Annotated in this window: 21 protein-coding genes; 4 read left to right on the top strand and 17 right to left on the bottom strand. The window is 65.4% G+C overall.

The genetic code is table 11. From position 1 onward, the window contains the following. Positions 1-5: 5 nt before the first annotated feature. Positions 6-1,430 carry a YfcC family protein gene (locus tag ACTUWL_RS24000; protein WP_021079022.1) on the bottom strand — a complete coding sequence of 475 codons (1,425 nt, stop codon included), beginning with the start codon at positions 1,428-1,430 and terminating at the stop codon, positions 6-8. A 21-nt stretch (positions 1,431-1,451) separates the two neighbouring features. Further along, positions 1,452-2,840, bottom strand: a complete 1,389-nt coding sequence (locus tag ACTUWL_RS23995) for a M20 family metallopeptidase (RefSeq protein ID WP_021079021.1) — start codon at positions 2,838-2,840, stop codon at positions 1,452-1,454. 115 nt (positions 2,841-2,955) lie between these two features. Here ACTUWL_RS23995 and ACTUWL_RS23990 point away from each other — a divergent pair, with 115 nt between their 5' ends. Further along, positions 2,956-3,855, top strand: coding sequence for a LysR substrate-binding domain-containing protein (locus ACTUWL_RS23990; RefSeq protein WP_021079020.1), 900 nt, complete (start codon positions 2,956-2,958; stop codon positions 3,853-3,855). 169 nt (positions 3,856-4,024) lie between these two features. Here ACTUWL_RS23990 and ACTUWL_RS23985 read toward each other — a convergent pair whose 3' ends face one another. The 10 genes from ACTUWL_RS23985 to ACTUWL_RS23940 form a co-directional block, all read right to left on the bottom strand. Then, on the bottom strand, positions 4,025-5,554 hold the full coding sequence (locus ACTUWL_RS23985; RefSeq protein WP_021079019.1) for a glycerol-3-phosphate dehydrogenase: 1,530 nt from the start codon (positions 5,552-5,554) through the stop codon (positions 4,025-4,027). After that, positions 5,551-6,279 (bottom strand): class II aldolase/adducin family protein, encoded by a 729-nt coding sequence (locus ACTUWL_RS23980; RefSeq protein WP_035651454.1) that lies wholly within the window; start codon positions 6,277-6,279, stop codon positions 5,551-5,553. Before ACTUWL_RS23980 ends, ACTUWL_RS23985 begins: the two co-directional genes overlap by 4 nt. 17 nt (positions 6,280-6,296) lie before the next feature. Then, positions 6,297-7,337, bottom strand: a complete 1,041-nt coding sequence (locus ACTUWL_RS23975) for a 2-hydroxyacid dehydrogenase (RefSeq protein ID WP_021079017.1) — start codon at positions 7,335-7,337, stop codon at positions 6,297-6,299. After that, positions 7,330-8,910, bottom strand: a complete 1,581-nt coding sequence (locus ACTUWL_RS23970) for an FGGY-family carbohydrate kinase (RefSeq protein ID WP_021079016.1) — start codon at positions 8,908-8,910, stop codon at positions 7,330-7,332. The genes ACTUWL_RS23975 and ACTUWL_RS23970 overlap by 8 nt, the downstream gene beginning before the upstream one ends. After that, positions 8,907-10,022 carry an ABC transporter ATP-binding protein gene (locus ACTUWL_RS23965; protein WP_021079015.1) on the bottom strand — a complete coding sequence of 372 codons (1,116 nt, stop codon included), beginning with the start codon at positions 10,020-10,022 and terminating at the stop codon, positions 8,907-8,909. Before ACTUWL_RS23965 ends, ACTUWL_RS23970 begins: the two co-directional genes overlap by 4 nt. 12 nt (positions 10,023-10,034) lie before the next feature. Beyond that, positions 10,035-11,132, bottom strand: coding sequence for an ABC transporter ATP-binding protein (locus tag ACTUWL_RS23960; RefSeq protein WP_021079014.1), 1,098 nt, complete (start codon positions 11,130-11,132; stop codon positions 10,035-10,037). A gap of 4 nt (positions 11,133-11,136) precedes the next feature. Further along, positions 11,137-11,994, bottom strand: a complete 858-nt coding sequence (locus ACTUWL_RS23955) for a carbohydrate ABC transporter permease (RefSeq protein WP_021079013.1) — start codon at positions 11,992-11,994, stop codon at positions 11,137-11,139. Positions 11,995-12,008: 14 nt separating this feature from the next. Beyond that, positions 12,009-12,938 (bottom strand): carbohydrate ABC transporter permease, encoded by a 930-nt coding sequence (locus tag ACTUWL_RS23950; RefSeq protein WP_199196619.1) that lies wholly within the window; start codon positions 12,936-12,938, stop codon positions 12,009-12,011. A gap of 119 nt (positions 12,939-13,057) precedes the next feature. Continuing rightward, positions 13,058-14,497 carry an extracellular solute-binding protein gene (locus tag ACTUWL_RS23945; RefSeq protein WP_021079011.1) on the bottom strand — a complete coding sequence of 480 codons (1,440 nt, stop codon included), beginning with the start codon at positions 14,495-14,497 and terminating at the stop codon, positions 13,058-13,060. Between the two features lie 28 nt (positions 14,498-14,525). After that, positions 14,526-15,542 (bottom strand): sugar-binding transcriptional regulator, encoded by a 1,017-nt coding sequence (locus ACTUWL_RS23940; protein WP_021079010.1) that lies wholly within the window; start codon positions 15,540-15,542, stop codon positions 14,526-14,528. Positions 15,543-15,676: 134 nt separating this feature from the next. Here ACTUWL_RS23940 and ACTUWL_RS23935 point away from each other — a divergent pair, with 134 nt between their 5' ends. The 3 genes from ACTUWL_RS23935 to ACTUWL_RS23925 are packed head-to-tail and all read left to right on the top strand — an operon-like array spanning position 15,677 to position 18,860. Next, positions 15,677-16,957 (top strand): FGGY-family carbohydrate kinase, encoded by a 1,281-nt coding sequence (locus tag ACTUWL_RS23935; RefSeq protein WP_021079009.1) that lies wholly within the window; start codon positions 15,677-15,679, stop codon positions 16,955-16,957. After that, positions 16,954-17,823 carry a TIGR01459 family HAD-type hydrolase gene (locus ACTUWL_RS23930; RefSeq protein ID WP_021079008.1) on the top strand — a complete coding sequence of 290 codons (870 nt, stop codon included), beginning with the start codon at positions 16,954-16,956 and terminating at the stop codon, positions 17,821-17,823. Before ACTUWL_RS23935 ends, ACTUWL_RS23930 begins: the two co-directional genes overlap by 4 nt. Before the next feature lie 8 nt (positions 17,824-17,831). Then, entirely contained in the window at positions 17,832-18,860 is a 1,029-nt protein-coding gene (locus ACTUWL_RS23925) for a class II aldolase/adducin family protein (RefSeq protein ID WP_021079007.1), read from the top strand. 36 nt (positions 18,861-18,896) lie between these two features. On the opposite strand, the gene ilvA is transcribed toward ACTUWL_RS23925, so the two are convergent. From ilvA to ACTUWL_RS23900, 5 genes are all read right to left on the bottom strand, one after another. Further along, positions 18,897-20,438, bottom strand: a complete 1,542-nt coding sequence (gene ilvA, locus ACTUWL_RS23920; protein WP_021079006.1) for a threonine ammonia-lyase, biosynthetic — start codon at positions 20,436-20,438, stop codon at positions 18,897-18,899. Between the two features lie 334 nt (positions 20,439-20,772). Then, entirely contained in the window at positions 20,773-21,963 is a 1,191-nt protein-coding gene (locus tag ACTUWL_RS23915; RefSeq protein WP_021079005.1) for a M24 family metallopeptidase, read from the bottom strand. Positions 21,964-21,982: 19 nt separating this feature from the next. After that, a complete protein-coding gene (locus ACTUWL_RS23910; RefSeq protein WP_021079004.1) occupies positions 21,983-23,386 on the bottom strand; it encodes an MFS transporter in 1,404 nt (467 codons plus the stop codon). 21 nt (positions 23,387-23,407) lie between these two features. Then, positions 23,408-24,199 carry an alpha/beta fold hydrolase gene (locus tag ACTUWL_RS23905; RefSeq protein ID WP_021079003.1) on the bottom strand — a complete coding sequence of 264 codons (792 nt, stop codon included), beginning with the start codon at positions 24,197-24,199 and terminating at the stop codon, positions 23,408-23,410. Between the two features lie 11 nt (positions 24,200-24,210). Then, positions 24,211-25,830, bottom strand: coding sequence for an FAD-dependent monooxygenase (locus ACTUWL_RS23900; protein WP_021079002.1), 1,620 nt, complete (start codon positions 25,828-25,830; stop codon positions 24,211-24,213). Positions 25,831-25,902 lie beyond the last annotated feature (72 nt).

Genomic DNA, 25,902 nt, shown 5'->3' with positions numbered 1-25,902 from the left:
CAAATTCAGCGGTAGCCATATTCGACCGCGAGCAGCAGGATGGCCAGGCACAGCGTCACCATCGTCGCGAACAGCGGGATAATGAACCTGACCCATTCACCGAATCGCACGCGCCCGACGGAGAGAAAAGCGAGCAAGGTGGGAGAGGTCGGTGAAATCAGGTTCGGCAGCCCGCCCCCGAAGAGAAACGCCAGGACGACCGATTGACCACTTACACCGGAAAGCGCGGCGACAGGTGCGAACAGCGGCATCGTCAGCGCCGCCCTTCCCGAAGTGGATGGAACCAACAGATCGACGATCATCTCAATCGTCATCAGACAAGCAGCTGCGGACGGGGGCGCCAGATCCGCCATTCTGCTCGTCAACGCAAAGATGATCGGATCAAGCACCATGGCGTCTCGCAGAATGAGCTCCACAGCCTTGGCGAGTCCGACAAGTACGCCGGCGAGCAGCATCGCCTTCATGCCTTCAAGAAATAGCTGGCATGCCTCCGTCGGCCGGATCCGCGCAATCAGGGCGATAGCGGTCGCGAGCCCGATGTAGGCAGCAGCGAGGTCTGCATGTCCCCAATGATGCCACCGCACGCCGTAGACGACGGAAAGGACGAACACTGCAATCGTGAGAAGAATGGCCAAATGCCGGTGCGAAAGCCGCCGAGCCGACGCCTCGCTGATTGGTTGCTGGCCAAGCGTCAGACGCGCCGTCTTATGCAGCACGAAAAGAACACCGACCGACAGGAGAATGACGAACGCCGCCAGTCGAACGCCGAGACCACTGAAGACGGGGACACCGACGGCCGTTTGAGCGACAACCAGGCCGATCGGATTCGTAACCGACGTGAGGTAGCCGATTTTCGCCGGTATGATCACGATTGCGGCAGCGAGCACACGATTGAATCCGAGACGTTCTCCCAACGCAACCGCGACGGGGACGAACGCGATGTATTCCGAAATCAGTCCGACAAAAGATGCGCCGAAGGCGATGGTCAGCATCAGGAGCGGAATGAGCAATCTCACCCTCCCTCCAGTCAACGCAAGCAAACGGTCGAGCCCGGCATCCAGCGCTCCCGTATTTCGGAACACCGCGAAGGCGCCGCCAATAAACGTGATCATGAAAATGAGGGAGGCCGTCGCCGTAAGGCCGGCTGGTATCGCCTTGAGCGTCGTGACCACGGAGGCGGGTGCAGCGACCGCGACACTGCTTGCTTCGCCTGAGAACAGCGCACCAATGCGACGGTCTTTCGCGATGAAATGAAAGCTGCCCGGTTCGACTGCTCCCGTCGGCGAGCGGTTGTAAAGCCCTGACGGCAGAACGAACGTCAGGCCGGCCGCGAGGACAATCATGAACAGCATGATCGTGACAGGGTGGCGGGACGAACTCCTCCGAATTCCCGTCTCCACCATGGTCTGCTGATGAGCGGCTGCCACCATCGTCAGTGCACCGGTCCAATATTATCCATCGTGCGCCGCCGGCGTCAGATCCCAGAACAGGCCGGTCATGATCCGCAAGCCTTCTTGTATCAGCGGTCCCAACACATGCTCATCGGGACCGTGCTGCTTGCACCCTGCGTAGGAATGCGGCACCCAGATCGTCGGCACGCGCAGCTGACGGGCGAATGCGTCGCTCGGCAAGGAGCCGGCTCCGTTCGGCACCACAATCGGAGGAGCGCCGACGGTACGCGCGATGGACTGAACCGCCCAATCCACCCAGGGACTGGCAGGATCGGTACGCGAGGCGGGATGAAAGTCGCCTTCCCGTGCGACGATCTTGACCTGCTGGAAGCCGTTCTGATCGAGAAAGCCGCGCAGGCCGTCGAGAAATTTTCCGCTGTCCACGTCGGCCGTGAAGCGCAACTGGCACGTCGCGCGCGCAAACGGCTGGACGCCGTTGACCGGCCGATCGGGTTGCCCGGCGACGACGGCGAGAACGATGAAGCTCGTCCAGCCGAACATCTTCTCCGCACGTGTCAGGCCAGGCTCTCCCCAATCATCGGCAATGTGCGGGAAATCAAATCCTGGATCGACCGCGCAATCCAGCAGCATGGCTCGAACCGCCGGCGGGATCGCGTCAGGTCGCCATTCCGGCACCAGGATCTGCCCGCGCGTTGTGGTGATGCAGGTCAAGGCATGCGCGAGGATGATCGCAGGATCCTCCAGAACGCCGCCCCAATGGCCCGAATGGCGACTGCCGTCGCGCAGGTGGACCACAAGGTCGAACGACATCACACCCCGGTTGCCCAGCTTGATATCCGGCCGCTCAACCTTCATTCTCGGACCGTCCGAGGCGAGAAAGATGTCCGCCTGAAGCTCGTCGGCGTGGTTGCCGATCACCTCAGCCAGTCCGGGAGACCCGACTTCCTCGCCCATGTCGATCAGGATTCTGGAATTGAAGCCGTGCCTCCCGCGGACCTTGAGCACCGTTTCAAGCGCAGCGATGACGATGCTGTGTTGGGCCTTATTGTCCGCAGTCCCGCGGCCGTAGTACCGGTCACCTATCCGGGTCAGTTTCCATGGCGATAGGCCCTCACTCCAAAGATCGGGCAACCCCTGCACGACGTCGCCGTGACCATAGGTGAGTACGGTCGGCAAGCCCTTGTCCTCGGTCCGGCTCGCGATCAGGAACGGCGCTCGGCTCGCCACCGAATTGTCGACCAGGCGGCACGCATAGCCCATCCGCTCCAGCGTCGGGACCATCTCCTGTTTCAGATAATCGAGCAGTACGAACTGCCGCTCCGGAACCGAGCTCTCCGTGGGAAAGGCCACGCGACGGCAAAGATCGTCAACGAACTGTCCGCCGGAAAAGTGCTCCTGGGCGGCACGCAGTGCTGCTTCGCGGCTCACAGATATTCCCACATCATTTGAGGTGTTCTTTTCAGGTGCGGAGAAGCTGAAGCATAGAATTAGATGCGTCAAACCAGTTTTATTTCGCCTATGGCTAAGTTAAATTGAGCCTATTATGAAGAGTGAAACCTTGCCTCCGCTCAACAGCTTGCGAGCTTTTGAAGCTGCCGCCCGACATCAGAGCTTTGCTGCCGCAGCAGCTGAGTTGGGCGTGACGGCGAACGCGATCAGCCACCAGGTGAAGAAACTCGAGCAGCACATCGGGACGCTGCTCTTCGAGCGCCTACCGCGTGCTTTGGTTCTGACCACCGAGGGCCGCGATTTCCTGCCGGACGTGACTGCCACATTCGATGCCTTGCGGATCGCGGCCGCACGGGTCGCGCATCCGCAACGCCGTCACGTCGTCGCGGCGACCGCGCCCGCGGTATTCGCGATCGGCTGGATGCTGCCCCGCCTGCAGCGGTTTCATCTTGAGAATCCGCAAATCGAGCTTCAGCTTTCGACAGCACGCCGACCCGTCGATCTGGAGGCGGAGGGGCTTGATGCGGCGATCCGGCACGGACGGGGCGAATGGCCGGGACTGATCGCGGATCATCTGTTCGGAGATGCCATTCTGCCCGTGTGCAGCCCGAGCTATCTTTCATCTCGTCCGCCGGTTCGGACATCGCATAGCCTGCTCGCCGAGACGCTGTTGTTTTCAGCCATTGCGCCGAACGATTGGAACGACTGGTTTGCTCACGCTGGTATCAAGCAATCGACAGGCATTCGGCGAAGGCTCAATTTCGGCAACTCAACGCTCCCGATCCAGGCGGCGGTGCAGGGACTGGGCTTTGCACTCGCAGACGTCAACCTGATCGAAGATGAGTTGCGGGACGCCCGGCTTATCGCTCCGGTGGAAGAGCCGAAGATGGTGAGGGGAACAGCCTGGTATCTCACCTATCGGCCGGAGAACGGAAGCCTGGCACCGCTTGATGCGTTCCGCCAATGGATCCTGAGGGAAACACTGCGGGTTTGATCCCGATGCTGCGATCCCGCATCAGGCTGGCCCCGCGGGAGCAACGTTCGTTCTCGGCTCGGCGGTTCCGCATCCCCATGATTGCCTGATGGAGCCTAGATCCGGAAAAGTGCGAAGCGGTTTTCCGAAAAGATCATGCTCAAACAAGGAGCTAAAGCGCGATGACGCTTCACTCCGGTCTCATCGCGCTTTGGATGTAATTCTCGAACGCCAACCGCTGCGCCGGCGTCAGATGCAGGCCATGCTTGGTGCGCCGATCCAGGAAGTCGGCAGGCCTCCTCGCCCACTCCGTCTCGCGCAGATACGCCGCTTCGCATTCATAGAGATCGCCGCCGAAATGCCGGCCCAGGTCGGCCAGGACCCGGGCCGAACCCAGCAGTTCGCGCGCGCGCGTCCCGTAGAGCCGCGCATAATGATGGACAAGCTTTTGCGGTAGATCGCGATAGTCGCGCGCCAGCGCGCGCGCAAAATCATCGAAACTGCCGCCGATGTCGCCGCCCGGCAACGGCCTGTCAGCGGTCCAGGCCGGCGACAGCTTCGCAAACCACGGCGCGAGGCGCTGCATCGCCTGCTCAGCCAGCCGCCGGTAGGTCGTGATCTTGCCGCCGAAGATCGAGAGCAGCGGCGGCGCCCCCTCGGCGCCGTGAACCTCGAACACATAGTCGCGCGTCACGGCCGATGGATTGTCGGCATTGTCGTCGTAGAGCGGGCGGACGCCGGAGAAGGCGTGCACGATCTCGCTTGGCTGCGGCGGCATCCGGAAATAGCGGCGCAGCACCTGAAACAGGTAGTCGGTCTCGTCCGCGCCGATCGCAACCTCCTCGGCACGGCCATCATATGGAATGTCGGTGGTGCCTATCAGCGCGAGATCATTCTCATAGGGATTGACGAAAATCACCCGGCGGTCGCTGTTCTGCAGCAGATAGGCTTGCGGCCCGTTCCAGAATTTCGGCACCACGATGTGGCTGCCCTTGACCAGCCGCACGTTCTGGGCAGAGTTCAGTCCCGTCACGCCCTGGATGACATCCTGCACCCATGGCCCGGCGGCGTTGACCAGCGCTCGCGACCGCACGACCTGCGCTGTTCCGTCATCGCCCTGCATCTCGAGCAGCCAGGTCTCGCCGTCCCGGCGCGCGCGCAGCGCTCGCGTGCGCGACAGGATGCAGGCGCCATTCCGTGCTGCATCGATCAGATTGAGGATCACCAGCCGGCTGTCATCGACCCAGCAATCCGAATACTCAAAGCCACGCCGGAACTCTTGACGTAGCGGTGCGCCCTCCGGACCCTGCGACAGATCCAGGCCGCGGCTCGCCGGCAGCTGCTTGCGGCCGCCGAGATGGTCGTAGAGCAACAGCCCGGTGCGGACCAGCCAGGCCGGCCGCTGCTCCGGCGAATGCGGCAGCACGAAGCGCATCGGCCAGATGATGTGAGGCGCCGAAGCCAGCAGCACTTCACGCTCGATCAGCGCCTCGCGCACCAGGCGGAATTCGTAATATTCGAGATAGCGCAGGCCGCCATGGATCAGCTTGCCCGAGCGCGACGAGGTGCCCTCGGCGAAATCATCCTTCTCGCAGAGCAGGACCTTCAGACCACGGCCGGCGGCGTCGCGGGCGATGCCGGCGCCGTTGATGCCGCCACCGATAACAGCGATATCGACCAGCCCGTGATCCCTGCCTGCGACCGGCGCAGTGCCCTTCATCGCTTGTTGCTACGCCGTTTCTCGGCGCGGCGTGGCGCCGCCTTTGCCGTCGCACGCGCCTTGCTCGGCTTCGGCGCCTGCAAGCCATAGGTGGAGAACCCCTTCGCGGTGTCGGCAATCTCCTCGTCGGACAGGATGATACGCGAATCGAGCGCGAGCGAGAGATAGTACTGCCGCGCGATGGTCTCGAGCTCGACCGCGAGCCACATCGCCTTGTCGAGATTGGCGCCGAGCGCGATCATGCCGTGGTTGGCGAGCAGGCAGCCATTGCGGCCCTCCAGCGCCGCGATCGCGTGGTCGGACAACTCCTTGGTGCCGTAGCGCGCGTAGCCGGCGCAGCGGATGTCGGTGCCGCCGAATGCCGCCATCATGTAGTGGCAGGCCGGGATCGGCTTGCGCGCGATCGCGAGCACGGTCGCATAGGTCGAGTGGGTATGGACGATGGCGCCGACATCGGGCCGCGCGCGCGTGATGTCGAGATGGAAGCGCCATTCGGTGGACGGCTGCAGCGGTCCTTCCCACGCGCCATAGTCACCCTCGAGCGGCATCGACGCGATCATCTCCGGCTTCATCGAATCATAGGGGGTCGCCGATGGCGTGATCAGCATCCGGTCCTTGTAGCGCGCGGAGATGTTGCCTGATGTCCCCTGGTTGAGTCCCGACGCATTCATCCATCGGCACTTGGCGATAACAGCCTCGCGCAATTGTCGTTCCTCACGGGTCATTCGGACTGCCTTTCTCTTCAGCATGGATTGCGTGGCGGCTCGCCGGCCAGGAAACGGCGAACCTCTTCGGCCGCCTGCTCGGCGGCCACGGTGACGGTGCGCACGGAGGCGCCGGCGATGTGCGGCGTCAGCGTGACGTTGGGAAGCCGCAACAGCGGCCAGTCCGCCGGGACGGGCTCGACCGCGAAAGTGTCGAGCATGGCGCCGCCGAGATGCCCCGATGCCAGCGCATCATGCAGCGCGTCGTAGTCGACCAGCGGACCGCGCGCGGTGTTGATCAGGTATGCGCCCGGCTTGATTCGCGCCAGCGCGTCGCGCCCGATGAAGCGGGTGGTCTCCGGCGTGACCCGCGCATGCAGCGTGACGATGTCGGCGCGGCCGAGCAACTCGCCCAGCGCGACATGCTCGACGCCGTCATTGCGGTCCTGGGCGCTGAGCTGGACATAGGGATCGGCGACCAGGATTCTGCAGCCGAACGCCTTCAGCAGCTTGACCACGCGGCTGCCGATCGCGCCGTAGCCGACGATGCCGACCGTCATCTCGCCGAGCTCGCGCCCGGTGCGGTCGGCGCGATAGAGATCGCCGCGCCATTCGCCTCCGCGCAGTGCCTCGTGGCCGCTGCGGATCAGGCGGGTCTCGGCGAGAATGGCGCCGACGGTGAACTCCGCCACCGCGCTCGCATTGCGGCCGGGCGTATTCACCACCAGCACGTTGTGGTCGCGCGCCGCCTGCATGTCGATGTTGACGGGGCCGCCCCGCGACACCGCGATGAACTTGAGCTTCGGCAACCGCGCCAGCATCGACCGCGAGATCGGCGCGAGGTGCGTGACCAGCAGCCCGGCATCGCCGATGAAGTCGATGATCTCGTCAGGCTGCCCCATGAATTCCTTCAGGCCGTCGAGCTTCGAGCCGGCGTAGCCATGCTCCATCGGCTCGTCCGGCCAGGGCTGCTCCAGGGTGCGGATATCGACGCCGTTGCCGCAAGCGATGCGGATATGCTCGGCAAACACCGACGGCAGCATGAAACGGTCGCCGACGATGGCGATGGAGTTAGACATGGTCGTCTCCGGCGCGTAGCGCGGCGAGTTGCTTCCAGACCGGCCGCGACGCCAGCCTTGCATCGAGATAGGTTGGAAAGATGCTGGCGTAGCGCTTTGCCAGCGTGGCGTCCGGCGATTGCGGCGCGCTCAGATGCGGTGTGACCCACTGTTCCGCACAGGCGCGCATGTCGGGATGGGCATCGATCGCGACCGCCGCGATCATCGCCGCGCCTGCCGCACCGGCCTCGGCCCGGCTGCAGATCCGGACCTCGCAATCCAGTGCAGCCCCGAGAATGGCGCCGAGCGCGCGGCTCTTCGCGGCACCACCGGTGATCCTGACATCGCGGGGCAGCGCGCCTATCGCGGCGTAGCAATCCCGCGCGGCGAAGGCGAGGCCCTCCATCACGCCGCGCATCAGATCGCCATAGCGGTGGCGCGAGCGCAGGCCGAAGAATTGTGCGCTGGCCTCATGCGAGACGAACGGCCCGCGCTCGCCGGCATCGGAGATGAACGGATGGAAAAGGACCTCGCCGGGCCTGGCCCGCAGCACCTGGTCGTCGAGCCGGAGGATCAGCTCGGTGCGCGTGCGCGTCACGCCCTCCGCCGCCAGCAAGTCGCAGGCGAGATCGAGCATCCAGTCGATGTTCAATGTCGCCGCCATGTTGGACTGCATCTGGGCATAGTGCCCCGGCACCGGAAACGGCATGGTGTAGCCGGTTGCCTCCCGGTTCAGCGTCACCGCGTCCGCACTTGGCACCAGCCGCATATGCATGCCGGTCGAGCCGATGATGGTGCAGCCGACATCGGGTGACGGATCGTAGAGGCCGGCGCCGAGCGCATTGCAGATCACGTCGACATAGCCGAGGCAGACCGGCACGCCCGCCGGCAGGCCGATCTCGATCGCGGCCGCTGCGGTGAGCGGATGCGTCATGACCGCACCGTCGACGACGGGCGGGAACAGCCGCGTCAGGTCGGCGATCCCGATCAACCCTGCGGTCTCCGCGTCGAAACCGCGCTTGCGGAAATCGCCACAGGAGAATGTCGCTTCCGACGGATCGGTGGCGCGCTCGCCGGTGAGCAGGAAATAGAGCCAGTCCTTGCAATGAAAAGCCGTCGTCGCCCTGGCGATCGCCTCAGGCATGTGCGCCTGCAGCCACGCCAGCTGTGGTCCTTGCTGGCAGGCGTTCAGCCCGGAGCCGGTGCGGCGATAGAGCGGTGCGTTGCGCTCGCTTGAGCGGATCTCCTCGACCAGCCGCCCGGCTCGCGAGTCCAGCCACAGCAGCGCCGGCGCAACCGGCCGGCCATCATCGTCGATCAGCCAGGTGCCGTCGCCCTGCCCGGTCACCGCGATCGCCGCAATGCGTGCGGACAAGTCAGGTACTGACGTTGCGAGCGCGCGAATGACTGCGATCGTATCGCTCCAGGTCCGCGCCATGTCCTGCTCGACGTGGCCGCCGGGCGCGCTGCTGTACGCATTCGGCCGCGAGACGTCGGCAAGCTGCTCGCCGGCCAGCGTGAACGCCACCGCCTTGATCAGCGAGGTACCGGCATCGATGCCGATGATGACGTCGCGGCGTGCTGACGCGGTCATGGTCGGGACACCTCCGCATGGCGGATGCAGCTTCCGTCGCTGCCGAAGATGTGCAGGTGACGCGGCTCCAGCGCGAACGAAACGATTTCGCCCGGCCGCGCCGCGACGCGGCCCGGCGTGACCGCGATCAGCATGCGGCCGCCGCAATCACCGGCGATATGCGACTGATCGCCGAGCCATTGGTTGGAGACGACCTTCACCTTGATGTCGCCGGCGCCGACCGCGATCTTCTGCGGACGAATGCCGATGCGCACCTGCGGCGTGCCGGCGAGCGCCTTAGCTGCCGCACCGTCAAGCCCATTGATATCGAAGGCCATGTCGGTTCCGGCCGACAGGCGGAAGCCGCCGTCCGACCGCGCAACCTCGGCATCGAACAGGTTCATCGGCGGCTCGCCGATGAAGCTCGCGACGAACAAATTGGCGGGCCGGCCCTTCAGTTCCTTCTCGCTGGCGAATTGCTGCAGCACGCCGCCTTCCATCACCGCGATGCGATCGGCCAGCGCGCTGGCTTCGGTCTGGTCGTGGGTGACGAAGATCGCGGTCATGCCGCGCTCGGCGAGCAGGCTCTTGATCCGGCCACGCAGCACCGCGCGCAACTGCGGTTCGAGCTGGCCCATCGGCTCATCGAGCAGGTAGAGATCGGCGTCGCGCACCAGCGCCCGCGCCAGCGACACGCGCTGCTGCTGCCCGCCGGAGATCGCACGCGGATATTTGTCGAGGATGTCCTCGATCTCGACCAGGCGGGCAATCTCGTCGACCCGACGCGTCACCTCAGAGCGCGGCAGCTGGGCGGATTTCAGCGCGAAGGCGATGTTTTCGCGGACGGTGAGCGGCGGATAGAGCGAGTAGCCCTCGAAGGCCATCGCGACCTTGCGGCGCGCCGGCGGCAGCACGTGGATCGGCCGCCCGCCCAGCGCGATCGATCCGGCCGAGACGTCCTCGAAACCCGCGATCATGCGCAAGGTCGAAGTCTTGCCGCAGCCCGACGATCCCAACAGCGCGACGATCTCGCCCTTCTCGACCGCCATATCGAGCGCCCGCACCGCGTGCACCGGCACCTTGCCGCGGCTGCGATAGAGCTTGTCGATGCCGCGAAGTTCGAGCATGTCCATGATCATCCGCTCCTATGCCGCCTTAAGCCGGCACGATGGCGCGATCCGGAGCCCGGTCGCGCGATCGAACAGCATCGCTGCATCGGCCGCGAAGCGGACGAAAACGCTATCATCGGCCACGCCTTGCGGCGCATCCGGCGGCAGCGCCGCCAGCCATTCCGTTCCGTCGGCAAGACGGAGCAGCAACACCGCCCTCTCGTGCATCGGGGTGATCGCGAGAATGCGCGCCGGGATGGCGTCGTCCGCAGATGCCGACGAGATCGCGATATCCTCCGGTCGGACGCCGAGCCAGCATGGACCGGCAGGCGCTGCGCCATCGGCGGCGCCGAGCCGCATCCGGGCGCCGGCCACCACGGCCGACAGCATGCCGTGCTCGGCGACCGGCGAAACCTCGGCAAGGTTGATGGTCGGATCGCCGAACAACCGCGCGATCGCGACCGACCCGGGCTGGGCGTAGATATCCGCCGGTGTCGCGACCTGCGCGAGCCGGCCGTCGATCAAGACCGCGATGCGGTCGGCGATCGCCATCGCCTCGCGATAGTCCTGGGTCACATAGAGCACGGCGGCGGTCCCGCGCCGCAGCAGGTTCGGCAGCTCGAGCCGCATCTCGTAGCGCAGCTTGGCGTCGACGTTGCGCAGGGGATCATCCAGCAGCAGCACGTCCGGATTGCCGATCAGCGCCCGCGCCAGCGCGGTGCGCTGCTTCTGTCCGTTCGACAATTCGCGCGGCGTATGGCCCAGCACGTGCTCGATCTTGAGCAGCTTGCTGATCGCGGCAACGCGACCGGCAACTTCGTTGCCGCCGGCACGCAAGCCGCTTGCGATATTGTCGCGGGCGGTCATGTGCGGGAACAGGGCAAAATTCTGGAACGCCATGCCGATGCCACGCCGCTCGGGCGGCGCGCCGACCACCGAGCGGCCGCCGATCAGGATGTCACCGTCGTCGGGCTCGAACATGCCCGCGATCATCCGCAGCAGCACGGTCTTGCCGCTGCCGGACGGTCCGAACACCGCGACGATTTCGCCAGGCTCGACGGCGAGCGACAATCCGTCGGCGGGCCGCGCCACACCGAACGCCTTGCTCACCGCATTGATCTCGAGACGTGCCATCGGATCAGCCTTTCACCGCGCCGAGCGAGAGCCCCTCGACCAGATAGCGCTGCGCATAGAGCGCCAGCAACAGGGTCGGCGTCACCGAGAGCACGATCGCCGCCGCGATCTGACCGTACTGGATTCCGGACGCGGTGACGAAGGCGAGCGCGCCGACGGTCACCGGCTGCTTGTCGGCGGAAGCCAGGATCAGGGCGAACACGAAATTGTTCCAGCAGAAGATGAACGACAGCAGCCCCGCCGCGGCGATTCCCGGCCCTGCCAGCGGCACCGCGATCCGGGTGAAGGCCTCGCGCCAGGAATGCCCCGCGAGCCGGTAGGCGTGCTCGATATCGGGGCTGATATCCTCGAAATAGCCGCGCACGATCCACAGGATCAGCGGCAGCGCGATCAGCTGATAGACCCAGACGATGCCGAAGTAAGTGTCGTTGAGCCCGAGCTCCTGATAGTACAGCGACAGCGGCAGCAGCACGAGCAACGGCGGCGCGAAGCGGAACGACAGCAGCGTGAAGGCGATGCTCTCGCCGAGGCGGAACTTGAAGCGCGCAAAGGCGTAGGCCGCCGGCACGCCGAGCAGCAGCGCCAGCAGCACCGCCGCGCTCGAGAGCACGACGCTGTTGAACAGGTTGCGCATGAAGGAGATCTGCAGATTGCCGGCCGCGGTGCGCAGCTGGCCGGAGATCAGCGCCTCGTAATTCGCAAGCGTCGGCTCGAACAGGATCCGAGGCGGAATTCTCAGGATCTGATCGTTGTTCTGGAACGACATCAGGAAGATCCAGACGATCGGAAACATGAAGAAGATCAGGATCAGCGTGAGCGCCACGCCGCGGAAGATGCGGCCGGCAAGGCTGGAATGTTCCATCGCGCCTCTCCCCGTCACGCGTGGCCGTGCGCACGCGCGCGCAACCGCAGCCAGTTCTTGATGAAGATGTTGGACAGGATGTTGGTGATGAGCCAGAGGATCATCAACAGCGCCGCCGACCTGCCGACATTGGTGTACTGGAAGAATTCCAGATAGGCCTGCACCTGGAACACCATCAGCCGGTCACCCGGTCCGCCCTGCGTCATCGCATAGATGATGTCGAACTGCTGGATCGAATCGAGCAGGCGGAACAGCGATGCCGTGATGATGTAAGGCGCGAGCATCGGCAGCGTGATCCGGAAGAAGACGAAGCTCGCCGGCACACCGTCGAGCGCCGCGGCCTCGAACGGCTGCCGCGGCAGCGAGCGCAGGCCCGCAAGCAGCAGGATCATGATGAAGGGCGTGTAGACCCAGACATCGACCAGCACGACCGTGAACAGCGCGCTCGACGGATCGGAGGCCCATTTGAAGTCGGTGACGCCGAACAGGCCGACCAGGTAGGACAGGATGCCGAAGCTCGGATTGGTCATCAGCTTCCACATCAGCGCGGCGATCGCCGGCGCCGTCATCAGCGGCAGCAGCAGCATGATCGACACCGCATTGTGGAAGCGGGTCGGCCGGCGCAGCAGCAGCGCGATGCCGAGGCCGAGCAAAAGCTCGAGCACGACCGTCACAGCGGTGTAGGTGATCGATATCCGGAACGTATTCCAGAACGCCGGATCGGACAGGAAGTCGATGTAGTTGCCGGCACCGATGAAGCCGCGCAGATAAGGCAGGTTCAGCCGGTAACGCTGCAGCGAATAGACCGCCGCGGTCACGAACGGAACCAGGATCGCCACGCAGACGAGCAGCGCCGGCAGGCTCAGCAGATAGGGCAAGAGGCGCACGCGCGGCCTTGGTTTGGCCGGCGCTGCCTGCGCGTTCGTCTGGAGGAGTTGGACCATGCTCATGATGATATGAGATCGCGTTTGGCTGGCAAAACGCCGCCGGCTCGGAATGGGACAAGGCTCCGAGCCGGCGGATGGGTGCGGTGCGGGGGATCAAGCACCGCACAGTTGGCCCGTCAGCCGAGACCGGCCTGCTTGAGCTGGCGGTTGATGCTGTCGGCGAGCTTGTCGAGCCCCTCGTCGACACTGACCTCCTTCGCCACCATCTTCTGCAGCGAGGCCGCCCATTCCGTCGTGAGATCGAAGAACAGCGGCTGCGCCGTGAAGTAGATCTTGGCGCCGGGCGACGACATGTCGTGCTGGTCGAGATAGCCGGGATAGGACTTCGCGATACGGTCGCGGAACTCGCTGTCCTTCCACACCGAGGCGCGCACCGGATTGACGAAGTCCATCTTGCGTGCGCCGAACAGGTCGTGCTCGACGGAAGCCGCCCACTGCATGAACAGCCATGCGGCGTCCTTCTGCTTGGAGAAGGTCGACATCGCGAGCGACCAGATCCAGACGTTCGGGGTCGGCGCCTTGGCGGCCGGATTGGCGGCAAACGGCGCGTAACCGAGATGCCCCTTTTCCTTGTTGTCGCCACCATTCATGAAGTAGCCGAGGATGTCGGCGTCGAAGATCATACCGGAGGCGCCGGCGCCGAGATCGGTGCCGACCTGGTACCATGTGTAGGTCGACCAGTTCTTCGGGCCCGAGGTCTGGATCATCTTGACCCATTTGTCGTGGAATTCCTTGGAGGCCTTGGTGTTCATCGCGGCCTTCAGCTTGCCGCCCTCCATCACGAAGTCCTTCTGGCCGAAATTCGAATAGGCCGACAGGAAACCCGGATGGATGGTCGCCCAGGAGCGCGAGCCGCGCACGCCGACACCGTAGGGCCCGCCGGCGTCCTTTGTGATCTTGGCGGCGACCTCCAGCATCTCGTCGAGGTTCTTCGGCGGCTTGACGCCGACCTTGTCGAAGACGTTGCGGTTGTAGGTGATGTTGTTGAGCTCATAGCCCCACGGGATGCACCATTGCTTGGCCTTGCCCGAGCCGAGCTCGGAGCCGGCGACGCCGTCCCATGCGGTGGAAGCACGCAGGCCCGGCAGCACGTCGTCCCAGGCGAAGGCCGGGTTGGTCTTGGTAGGATCCTTGATGTAGGTGTTGAGGTCCTCGATCCAGCCCGCCGGACCGTAGGTCCAGGTCATGTAGGCGCCGGTCATGAAGGCGTCGTACTGGTCGGATTTCGACGACAGCGCCGCCGTCACCTTGTCGAAATAGACGTCCTCCGGAAAGATGTCGTAGGTGACGTTCATGCCGGTCAGCGTCTTGAACGCCTCGATGTCGCCGATCATCGCATCGACATAGGGGTGCTTGTTGAGCAACAGCTTGACGCTCTTGCCGCTTTGGGCCTTCCAGTTGAAGTCCGCGGCCATCGCCTTCGACATCGAGGAGGCGAAGGCGGCGTTGGCGGCAAGGCCGGTGATGCCGAGCTTGGCGGCGCCGTCGAGGAGATCGCGGCGGCTGATGCGTTTGGCAGCGTAGGAGTCGAACAGATTCTTCTCGCGATCGAACATGTATTTCCTCTCCTTGTTGACGCTTGTTTTATTTGTCCTTCCGGGTCTTGCTTCTTGTCTTGCCGGATGTGGTCTCCGGCTTGTCTGTTGTGAGCGCCTTTGCAGTCACCTCGTCGATGATGAGGCCGTGCAGCACGCCGCTGCGCAGCACCCCGCGCAGCGCGGTCACCTTGGCCGGCCCGCCGGCGATGGCGACGATGCGGTGCTTTCTGAGATCGGCCATGCTCATGGAGGTGGCGCGGGCCGAGAGATCGGTGTCCAGCACCGCTCCGTCGGCGCTGAAGAAATGGCCGAGCAGATCCGCGCAGGCGCCGACGCGCTTCAGCTCGGCGACCTCGTCGGGCTTGATCATTCCGCTCGCCACCAGAAAGCCGTCATGGCTGACCTGGCCGATGCCGACGAACAGCAGCGAGGCCTTGCGGGCCAGCGCGAACACGTCGGCGATGCCGAATTGCTGCATCAGCACGGCGCGATCGGCGACCGAATTGGCGAACACCGGCACCGGCAGCAGATATGCTTCCGCGCCGGTACGTTCGGCGAGGCGATGAATCACGTCGAACGGATTGGCGGCAAATTTCCGCGTCAGTCCGCCGAGCAACGACACGAATTGCGCGTCGCGCGCCGGGGTCTGCGGCATCTGCTCGACCACGGCGGCGAGCGTGCGGCCATGGCCGACGCCGATCACCTTGTCGTCGCCTCGCTCCAGGATCTGGCGCAGGAAGCTCGCGCCTTCCAGCGCCAGCGCCTTGAGCGGCAGATCGCTCTCGCCGAGATCGGGCGCGACGCGGCAGAACGATAGGCCGAAGCGCTGCGTCAGATCGTTCTCCAACGCCACGCATTCGGCGACCGGCCCCTCGACGAAGACCCGGATCATGCCCTCGCGGCTGGCGCGCGCGATCAGGCGGTGCGCCTTGGTGCTCTGGATGTTGAGGCGGTCGGCGACCTCCGACTGGGTCAGCCCGGCCGCGAAATACAACCACGCCGCGCGCGTCGCAAGCGACGCCTCGCCGTCGATCGTCGGCAGCCTGTCGGGCGGTGTGGCCATGTCCGGAAAAGTCCGCTTGCAAATTTCTTCACGTCCTGCAAAAAATTGCAGAGGCCGAACGGGGCGTCAATCCCCCAAACGTGCTGCAGCGCAACCAACGTCGAAGCGCGGGCACGAGAGAGCGGTGAGGTCGGATGGGAGGCTTGTATCTCGGCATCGATGTCGGAACCGGCGGCGTCCGCGCCTGTGCGATCGATCCGCAGGGCGGCATCCGCGGCTTCGCTTCGATCGCGCTGCCTGCGCCGCGCGTCGACGGCAACGCCATCGACCAGAACCCGGAGCTGTGGTGGCAGGCTGCGGCCGCAGCCATCCGCAAGCTCGGCGAGACCGTCGGTCTTGGCGACGTCACGCGTATCGTCGTCGACGGCACATCGGGCACGCTGCTGCTGGTCGATGCGGCCGGCCGCCCCTGCTCGCCGGGGCTGATGTACAATGATGCGCGCGCCACGCACGAGGCCGCACGCGTGGCGGCAGTCGCACCGCGCGAGAGCGGCGCGCATGGTGCGAGCAGCGCGCTCGCCAAGCTGCTTTATCTCCAGAACGACGGCTACATCGGCGATGCGCGCCACGCGGTGCATCAAGCGGACTGGATCGCTGGCCGGCTTGCAAACCACCATGCCATCAGCGACGAGAACAACGCGTTGAAACTCGGCTACGACCCGGTCGCGCGCGCCTGGCCGTCCTGGCTCGACCAGCTCGGCGTGCGCGACGATCTGCTTCCCGAGGTGCTGGTGCCGGGAACGGCATTTTCCGAGATGGATCCGCAGGTCGCGCGCTCACTCGGGCTGCCCGCCACAGCTCACGTCGCGGCCGGCACCACCGACGGCGTCGCGGCCTTCATCGCGACCGGTGCCGATCAGCCGGGCGATGCCGTCACCTCGCTCGGCACCACGCTGGTGGTGAAACAGCTTACGACCCAGCCGATCTTCGCGGCCGACCAGGGTGTCTATTCGCACCGGCTCGGCGAGCGCTGGCTCGCCGGCGGCGCATCGAACTCCGGCGGCGCCGCGCTGCTGCTGCATTTCAGCGCCGACGAGATGGATCGGCTGACGCCGCAGGTGATGCCGGACCAGCCGACCGGGCTCGACTACTACCCGCTGCCAAAACCCGGCGAACGCTTCCCGATCGCCGATCCGGCGCTGGCCGCGCGGATCACGCCGCGACCGGCCGAAGATTGTCGTTTTTTCCAGGGCCTGCTCGAGGGCATCGCCTCGGTGGAAGCCCTCGCCTACCGGCAGCTGGCGCGACTCGGCGCACCGCATCTGCGCCGCGTCATCGGAATCGGCGGCGGCGCGAAGAACGATGCATGGACCAGGATCCGGCACCGCGTGCTCGGCGTCCCGGTCTCGCTCGCCGAACAGACCGAAGCAAGCTACGGCGCCGCGCTGCTCGCGCTGAACGGAGGTCCGCCATGAAGGCCGATGCGACCGCGATCGCCGGCCTTCATGTCATCGCCGACCGCTTCGATCACGTGCTGCTCGACCAGTGGGGCACGCTGCACGAGGGGTTGGCGGTGTTCCCCGCAGCGCTGGATTGCGTGGCGCGGCTGCGCACGGCCGGCAAGCACATCCTGATCCTCTCCAATTCCGGCAAGCGCGCCGTCGGCAACCAGCGGCGCCTTGCCGCACTCGGCCTGCCGCCGGAGGCCTATGACGGCGTGCTGTCGTCGGGCGAGGTCACCTGGCGCGGCCTGCACACGTGCGACCAGGCGCCCTTTGCCGAAATCGGACGTAGCTGCTTTCTGATCTCGCGCGACGGCGATCGCTCGATCGTCGACGACACCGGCCTCACGGTCGCTTCGACCGTACACGAGGCTGATTTCATCCTGCTCGGCGGCCTTGACGATGATATGGCCGAGCCGGAACGCTGGCGCTCGCTGCTGACGGCGGCCGCTGCCCGGCAATTGACGATGCTGTGCGCCAACCCCGACCTCGTGATGTTCGGCGTCGCGGGACTGATCCCTGCACCGGGCGCACTCGCCGCCTTCTATCAATCGCTCGGCGGCACCGTGCTGTTCGTCGGCAAGCCGCATCCACCGATGTTTACCGCCGCGCGCGATCAATTGGGACGTCCCGCGCCGGAGCGAATCCTCGTCATCGGCGACTCCCTCGATCACGATATCGCCGGAGGCCGCACGGCCGGCATGCTGACCCTGCTGATCGGCTCCGGCGCCCATCGCGCGACGCTTGCGCAGGCGCACGACCTGCCGCAGGCGATCAAGGCCGCGGCCGGCGCAGCGGCGCGGATGCCGCACTGGACCATGGACCATCTGACCTGGTGAGAGCCGAGATGCGACCGCCTCAAATGCTGAACGAACTGTGCCGCATGTCGGCACGCGTCGGCCGGAATATCCTGCTGGTGCAAGGCGCCGGCGGCAATTCATCAGTCAAGGAGGACGACGTGCTGTGGGTCAAGGCGTCAGGCACCTGGCTCGCCGACGCCGAGGACAAGGACATCTTCGTGCCGGTCGCCCTGTCGGCCGCGCGCGCGGCCCTGGCGCAAGGCGACGAACGCGTGCCGCTCGCGCCGGACGCCGGAACGACGCTGCGCGCCTCGATCGAGACCTCGCTGCATGCGCTGATGCCGCACAGGATCGTGCTGCATGTTCATTCCGTCAACACCATCGCGTGGGCGGTGCGCAGCGATGCCCGTGACGAGTTTGCCCGGCGTCTGGACGGACTGGCCTGGCGGTACCTCGACTATCACCACCCGGGACTGCCGCTGGCCCGCGCGGTCGGTGAGGTGATCGCACGGGATGCGATCGACGTGCTGATCCTCGGCAATCACGGCCTGGTGGTTGGCGCCACGACCTGCGACGCGGCGGAAGCCTTGGTGGCCGAGGTCGAAAAGCGCCTGGCGCTGGAGCAGCGTCGCGCGCCGGCCGCGGATCATGACGCGCTCCGGAGGATCTGCGCCGGCACGATCTATCGCCTGCCGCGCGATCCGCGCGGCCACGACATTGCCACCGACCGCTACAGCCGCGCGATCGCGACCGCCGGCTCGCTCTATCCCGATCACGTCGTCTTCCTTGGCCCGGGCCTGCCGGTCCTGGAGCCTCACGAGAGCCTGAACGTCAGGACCGCAGAGACCATCGCGATCGGCCTGCCGCCGCCGGTTGCGCTTCTCGTCCCCGATGTCGGCAGCCTCATCCGCGAGGATGCCAGCGACGGCGCCGAAGCCATGTTGAGCTGTCTCGCGCTGGTTACCAGCCGGCTGCCCCTGACTGCACGGGTCAACTATCTGACGGCAGAGAATGAGCATGCGCTGCTCAACTGGGACGCCGAGCGATATCGCCGGCAACTGACCGCCGATCGCTGATCCGCCAGATCGCGATCTCGGTGGCGCCCCGCCGCGTCATCCCTGCTCGGCGGAGAGAAACAGGCGATAGGCCGGATTCTCGCTCTCGTTCCAGTAGGGATAGCCGAGCGCATCCAGCGCTTGGACGAACCGGGCGCGCTCCTGCGGCTTGACTTCGATCCCCGCCAGGATGCGTCCATAGTCGGCGCCGTGATTGCGGTAGTGGAACAGCGAGATGTTCCAGTCCGGCGCCAGGCTCTCGAGGAATTTCAGTAGCGCACCAGGACGCTCGGGAAACTCGAAGCGGTAGATCACCTCGTCCCTGAGCAGCGGCGCGCGGCCGCCGACCATGTAGCGCACATGGTCCTTGGCCATTTCGTTCTCGCTCAGGTCCAGGATCGGATAGCCCTCGCGGCGAAGCAGCTCCATCACCTCCCGCTTCTCGGCCTCACCGCGGCTCAGCGCGATGCCGACGAAAAGCTGCGCCGGCGCGGTGGTCTCGGCAAAGCGGTAGTTGAACTCGGTGATGGCGCGGGAGCCGAGAATGCGGATGAAGTGCCGGTAGCTGCCCGGCTTCTCCGGCACGGTGACCGCAAGCAATGCCTCGCGATGCTCGCCGACCTCGGCGCGATCGGCGATGGTGCGGAGCCGGTCGAAATTCAGATTGGCCCCGCTGTTGACGGCGATCAGGCTGCCGTCGCTCAGCGCACCGCGCTCGGCATAGGCTTTCAGCCCGGCGAGCGCCAATGCTCCGGAGGGCTCGGCAACCGATCGCACGTCGTCGAAGATGTCCTTGATCGCCGCGCACATCGCGTCGGTATCCACGGTGACGACCTCGTCGAGCAGGTCGCGGCAGAGCCGGAACGTCTCGGTGCCGACCTTGCGGACCGCGACACCGTCGGCGAACAGTCCGACCTGATCAAGCGCGACGACGTTGCCCTTGGCGAGCGCGGCCGCCATCGACGCGGCATCCGCCGGCTCGACGCCGACGACCTTGATCGAAGGGTTGAGGAACTTGACGAAGGCGGCGACGCCGGCCGCCAGCCCACCCCCGCCGATCGGCACGAAGATCGCCTCGATCGGATCGGGATGCTGGCGCAGGATCTCCATCCCGACGGTGCCCTGGCCGGCGATCACATCGGGGTCGTCGAACGGATGCACGAAGGTCAGGCCGCGCGCGACCTCGATCTCCCTGGCCTTGGCTTGCGCGTCGTCGAACGCGTCGCCATGCAGGACGACATCGCCGCCCAGACGCCGCACGGCTTCGACCTTGATGGCCGGCGTCGTCCGCGGCATCACGATGGTTGCGGGAATACCGAGCTTGCGCGCCGACAGCGCGACGCCCTGGGCGTGATTGCCCGCCGATGCGCAGATCACGCCCATCCGTCGCTGCGCGTCCGGCAGCCTGACGATCTTGTTGTAGGCGCCGCGGATCTTGAACGAGAAGATCGGCTGAAAATCCTCCCGCTTCAGCAACACGGATCGCGACAAGCGCTCTGACAGCCGCGGCATCGGATCGAGCGGCGTCTCGACCGCCACGTCATAGACCCGTGCGGTCAGGATGCTTTGGGCGTAGTCGCGGAGTGCGTTGGCGGTCATCGGGTCGCTTCTGTCGATGGGAGGCAATCCTTATCGGTTGCACCTGCCCATCGTCGGCGCCGACCTGGCGAGCAGACGGCACGGGACCGCCGCTGCATCCCGCCCGAAGCATCGCATGACCGGAGGCGCGAGTGAAGCAAAGACCGCCGGCGGGCGGACGCTGCCAAAATATCGAAAACAACCCCATGCAAAGGAGCCGGCGGCGGCCAGCAACTTGACACGTCGGGCAACTCAGGGATATATTTCTAATATTCCGAAATATGCGGGCGAACGCCTCCGGCACCGCAGCTCAATCGGTGCCCCATCCAAACATGCCGCCCCGGCGTTGATCGGCTCACGCCATGAGACGCGACGAATTCCATTCCCGGCCATGGTCACCGGGGGCTTCCCAGCCCGTTTCGGTGACGATCAGCGTGTCCTCGAGCTTGATGTAACCGCGCGCAGGATGCAGCAGCGCGGTTTCGATCGAGATCACCATTCCCGGCTCAAGCGGCCGGTCGGCGTCATATGGCGTGTAAGGGACCGGACCGGTCGCGGTCAGCCGCGGCGCCTCGTGGCTGACCAGCCCGATGCCGTGGGCGGTGAAGTCGAGCACGGCGCGGTTCGGCGACGATTTGACCATAGCCTCACCTGCCGCGATGATGTCGCCGCCCATCGCGCCCGGCCGGATCACGCGCCGGGCGGCCTGCTGAATGTCCTCGACTTCGTGCAGCAATTCGCGAAGCTCGCTGTCGGGCTCTCCCAGGATGCCCATGCGGCTGAGGTCGCCGATATAGCCCCGGTAGTTTCCGCCGGAATCGATCGAGATCACGTCGCCTTCCGCGAGGCGCTGGTTCGAGGGCGCGCGGTTATGGCTGTTGCCTGCGGCAATCAGGCAATATTCGAACACCAGATCGCGCGCCTGTTCCTCATGCCGCAAGCGGGCGACGACCTCGTTCTTGGTCATGCCTGGCACACAGTTCCTGAACGTCGCCAGCATCGCATCGACGACGCGTTCAGAGGCTTCCCTGATGAGATCGAGTTCGGCGGGAGATTTCACGGCGCGAAGCCGTTCGAGGGTGAAATGAGCTTCGCGCAGTTCGACATCGTCGAGCCCGGCCCGCAGATGATCCCTGGCATCGGCCGGCAGGAAGCTCGCCTCGATGCCGACGCGCTTTGCCGGAGCCCCAAGCTTGCGCACATGATCGATCGCGAGGCCCATCGCATCGATCGTTCCCCAGCTGCCTGTCTTGACCAGCGGTGTCCATATCCGTCCGAGATCGTGCTCGAACTTTTCCATGCGGTTGCCGATGTAGATCGCATTTTCCGGATGCCGCTTCTGATAGACGAACACCGGCAGATAGCGGCTGGTGCCGATCGCCTCCATGACTTCGAAGAAGAAGAAGCGATAGCCGCCGAGCAGGTACTGCACATTGTGACGCGAGGTTGCGATCAGGATGTCGAGCCCCGCCTCGTCCATCAGCCGGTCGAGCTTCGCGGTGTCGAACGGCGCCGCGGTTGCGATCGTGTCGTGCGCATTGTCCATGATATGACCCTTCGTCTTCTCAACTTGCCGTTTTCGCGGCCAGCGATTTCGGTGCGGCGCCCGCATTCTCACCGAACAGAGCCACCGGGCGACCGTGCGGCTCGACGCCGAGGAACGTGAAGGCGAGCCCAATCAGAAGGCCTGCGCCGGCGAGAAAGCAGAACGCCGGCATCACCGCCGCGGCGGTTGCGCTCGGATGCACGAGATTGTCGGCCCCCGCGATCAACGCAAGACACAGCGGCCCGACGATCTTGCCGACCCCGTTCGAGAGCTGGGCGAGGCCGACCGCGCGCCCCGAAAGCTGGACCGGGAAGATTTCCGCGGGATAGGGCCCGATGTTCGAGAACCCGCCGTCGAAGAACACGGCGCCGATGATCAGGAACACCAGAAACAGCGGCACCGAACCGGCAAAGTCATTGTGGAAATAGGCGGCGAGCGCCAGCGTGACCGCAGTGCCGTAGCCCATCAACTGACCGCACGGTTTGCGGCCGATCCGATGCGCCAGGAAGGCAAAGCCGGTCCGACCGAGGACGCCGGCGAGGCTGACATAGATGAACATCTTGGCCGCCTCCTGCGGCGCAACGCCGAGCAGCAGCGCCACGATGGTCGGTCCCCACAGGAAGACGCCGTAGTTCGCCGTGCTGGCGCCGAACCAGACCAGAACGGTCAGCCAGAACCGCCGCTGCTCGGCGAAGAGATCGGCAAATGTTGCGGAGCTCGCCTGTTGCAGCGTGGGCAACGCGAACGTGTCGCCACCGACCCGGTAGAGTTTCCGGATACTCGCCTGCGCCTCGCGCACGCGGCCCTTGCTGATCAGCCAGCGCGGCGATTCCGGCATGATGATCATGGTGAGAATTCCGAGGATGATCGGCAGGAAGCCGACCGCCGCCAATCCGCGCCAGCCGACCAGCGGCAGCAGGAAGCTCGCCGTCACCGACGCCGACAGCACGCCGAAGGCGACCGGCACGACCACGAGGCTCGTGACCAGCGTGCGATGACGGGTCGGGGCGAATTCGACGATGGCCGGAACCGCCGCGGCCGCGCCCGCGGCGAGGCCGAAGCCCACGAAGAAGCGCAGGACCGCGAACGCAATCCAGCCGTCTTCCGGAATGAACGCGATTGCGCCCGAGGTCAGGCCGCACAGCATGACGCCCGCCACCGCCAGCGGCTTGCGCCCGAAACGATCGGCAAGGATCCCGGCGGCGAACGCCCCGAGCATCGCCCCGATCCCGGCGCTCATCAGCATGATCGAGGTCTGCCCGAACGTCAGGTGCCATGTCGGCGCCAGCACCGAGACCAGAAACCCGACCACGAAGAAATCAAAGAAATCGACCACGCCGGAAATAGCGAAAAGGATGATCGATAGCCAATAGCGCGTCGTCACCGGCGCTTCGTCGAACGGCACTGCGTTCGCCTGCTCCATGGTCTCCCCCTGTCGTTGTTGTCAAGCCGCCTTCTTCTTTGAACTCAGAAATGCCGTCACCGCTTCCGCCACGCGTTCGGGCACCTGGATCGAGGCAACGTGGCCCGCGTTTGCGATCGTGCTGGTTTCGACCTGGGCAAGATCGCGGGCGAGCGCGAATGTCTCCGCATTCGGGATCAGCCGGTCGTCGCCACCGACCAGCAGCAGCGTCGGGCGATCGAAGCCGGCGAGATCGGCGGCGACGGGCTGCGCGAGCAAGGCGCCGCGTCGCGCTTTCTGGCCGTCGTCGCGGCTGGAGCCGCGGAAGATCTCAATCAGCTCGGGCCGCGTGCGCAGGTAGTCCGGCGGGAAGAAGAATTCCGCGATTTTTGGTGCGTTGCCTGCGGTGTCACTGCGGTACGACGCGAGCGCACGGAAGGCATCCGCGTTGACGTCCAGCGGGCTTTTGTTGACCTTCCAGGTGCTGCTCAGGACCAGGCGGTCGATGCTGCCGGGATGGCGCGCCGCCAGCACTTGCGCGATCTGCCCACCCAGCGAGGTTCCGAAAACATGGGCACGATCGTAGCCGAGCCCTCGGATCAAGGCCGCGGCATCGTCGGCCAGATCGGCCAATGAATAGGACGACGGGGGATTCCTGGTGGCGCCGGAATCGCGCTGGTCGTAGGCGATCACGGTGAACCGCGTCGCCAACACCGGCGCAAGGCCGTCGAACATCGAGTGATCGGCCTCGCCGCCATGCAGCAACACGATCGGTTCGCCGCGTCCCGTCTTCTCATATGCCGTAACGATGCCGTTGGCTTCGAGCGACTGCATCGGAGACCTCCCTAATGCAGCAAGGTCGAGAGCGCGCCGGCGAGCTCTTTCGCCGGATCCGACGGCAGCCACGGCATCCGCCACGCCACGTGCCCATCCGGGCGCACCAGCACCGCGCCGCGCATGCCGAGCTGGAAGCCGTCCGCCGGGTCGGCCGACGGCAACTGCTTCAGCGACAGCGGCATGCCGGTCTTCTCCGATACCTGCTTGCCCGCCTCCAGCCACTCGCTGCCGAGCGGACCGGTGACGACGGTGAATTCCTTGTCGAACCAGTCGAGTGTCGACTTCTTGCGCGACGGCTCGAGCCACATATGCGGAAAGCGCGCACCGGGACGGTCGGTCGGCGTGTAGTAGCGGGAGTTCATCGCCTTCGCGACGGTGCCATCGGGGATCACCGCCCCCTCCTCGTAATTGTGTCCGAGGTTCTGCCCGATGCTGTGCAGGTGATTGTCCATGTCGTTGATCCAGAATTTGATCCGGTCCGGATTGCGCGAGCGAACGGCGTCATCAGTCAGCCCAAAGCGCAGCCGATTGCCGTAGCTGAAATTGGCGTTGGACTGCGCGATCGGACGGCGCTCGCTGGAATAGCTGTCGAGCAGCTTTTCGTCCGCGAGGCCCTTCAGCACGAATGCGAGCTTCCAGGCGAGATTATGCGCGTCCTGAACGCCAGAGTTCAGGCCGAACCCGCCGGTCGGCGGAAAGCGGTGGGCGCAGTCGCCGACGAGAAGCACCCGGCCCTTTCGGAAGGTCTCGGCGACCTGCATGCTGACGCGCCAGATCGAACGATTCAGAAGCGTGACGTCGAGATCGGGAATGCCGACATGGCCGCGCGCGATCTCGATGAACTCCTGGTCGGTCCACGGCCTCTCACGATCGTCCTTGGTCAGGCCGATCTGCGTCACGGTCAGCCAGCGATCCCGGCCATTGGTGTTCAGGATGGCGGCGCGCGGCAGATCGGGCGTGTCCGGGACGATGATGAAGCCGGCGGCCTCGCGCGCGATCGGCAGCCGCGACAGGTCGGCGCGCCAGTATTCGTTGGACATCACGGCCAGCGTGGATGGTCCGACCATGTCGATCCCGGCGCTGCGCCGCGTCTGGCTGCCCGCGCCATCGGCGGCGATCAGATAGGTCGCCGTCCAACGTGTGACCTCGCCGGTCTTCTGGCAGCGCGTCGTGACGTTGACGCCGCTGTTGGTCTCCTCGAACGATTCACATTCCGTGCTGAACAGCACCGTCGCGTGCTTTGACTTCTCGACCACGCGCAGGATCTCTTCCTCAACGGCATCCTGGGCGACCAGGCTTTTCCAGGCAGGCGTATGACCGACATTCGGTTCGGGACGGGTGCGGCCGAACTCGTGACCCGCGATGCTGTCGAGGAACACGAACATGTCGGAGTTGTCTTGCAATCCGCGCTCGCGGATCGCCTGCTCGATGCCCCACTGCCGGAAGATCTCCATGGTGCGGACCCAGCAGCCGCGCGACTTCGGATGATCCGTCGTCGTCGTGCTCTTTTCGACCACCACGCAGTCGATGCCGAAGCGGTCGAGCAGCAGCGACATCGCCAGGCCCACCGGCCCGCCGCCGGCGATGAATACGGATGTCCGGCGTGCCTCATCGGTCGCGATGCCCATCCTCGTCTCTCCTCCGTTTGATCGTTGCGGAGAGACTGCGCTCTTTTTGGTATCTCACAAGAATATGTTTGA

The sequence above is a fragment of the Bradyrhizobium sp. WCU1 genome (genome assembly GCF_053474805.1).
The sequence above is the reverse complement of the archived record's forward strand: the minus strand, read 5'-3'. Positions and strand labels throughout refer to the sequence as shown.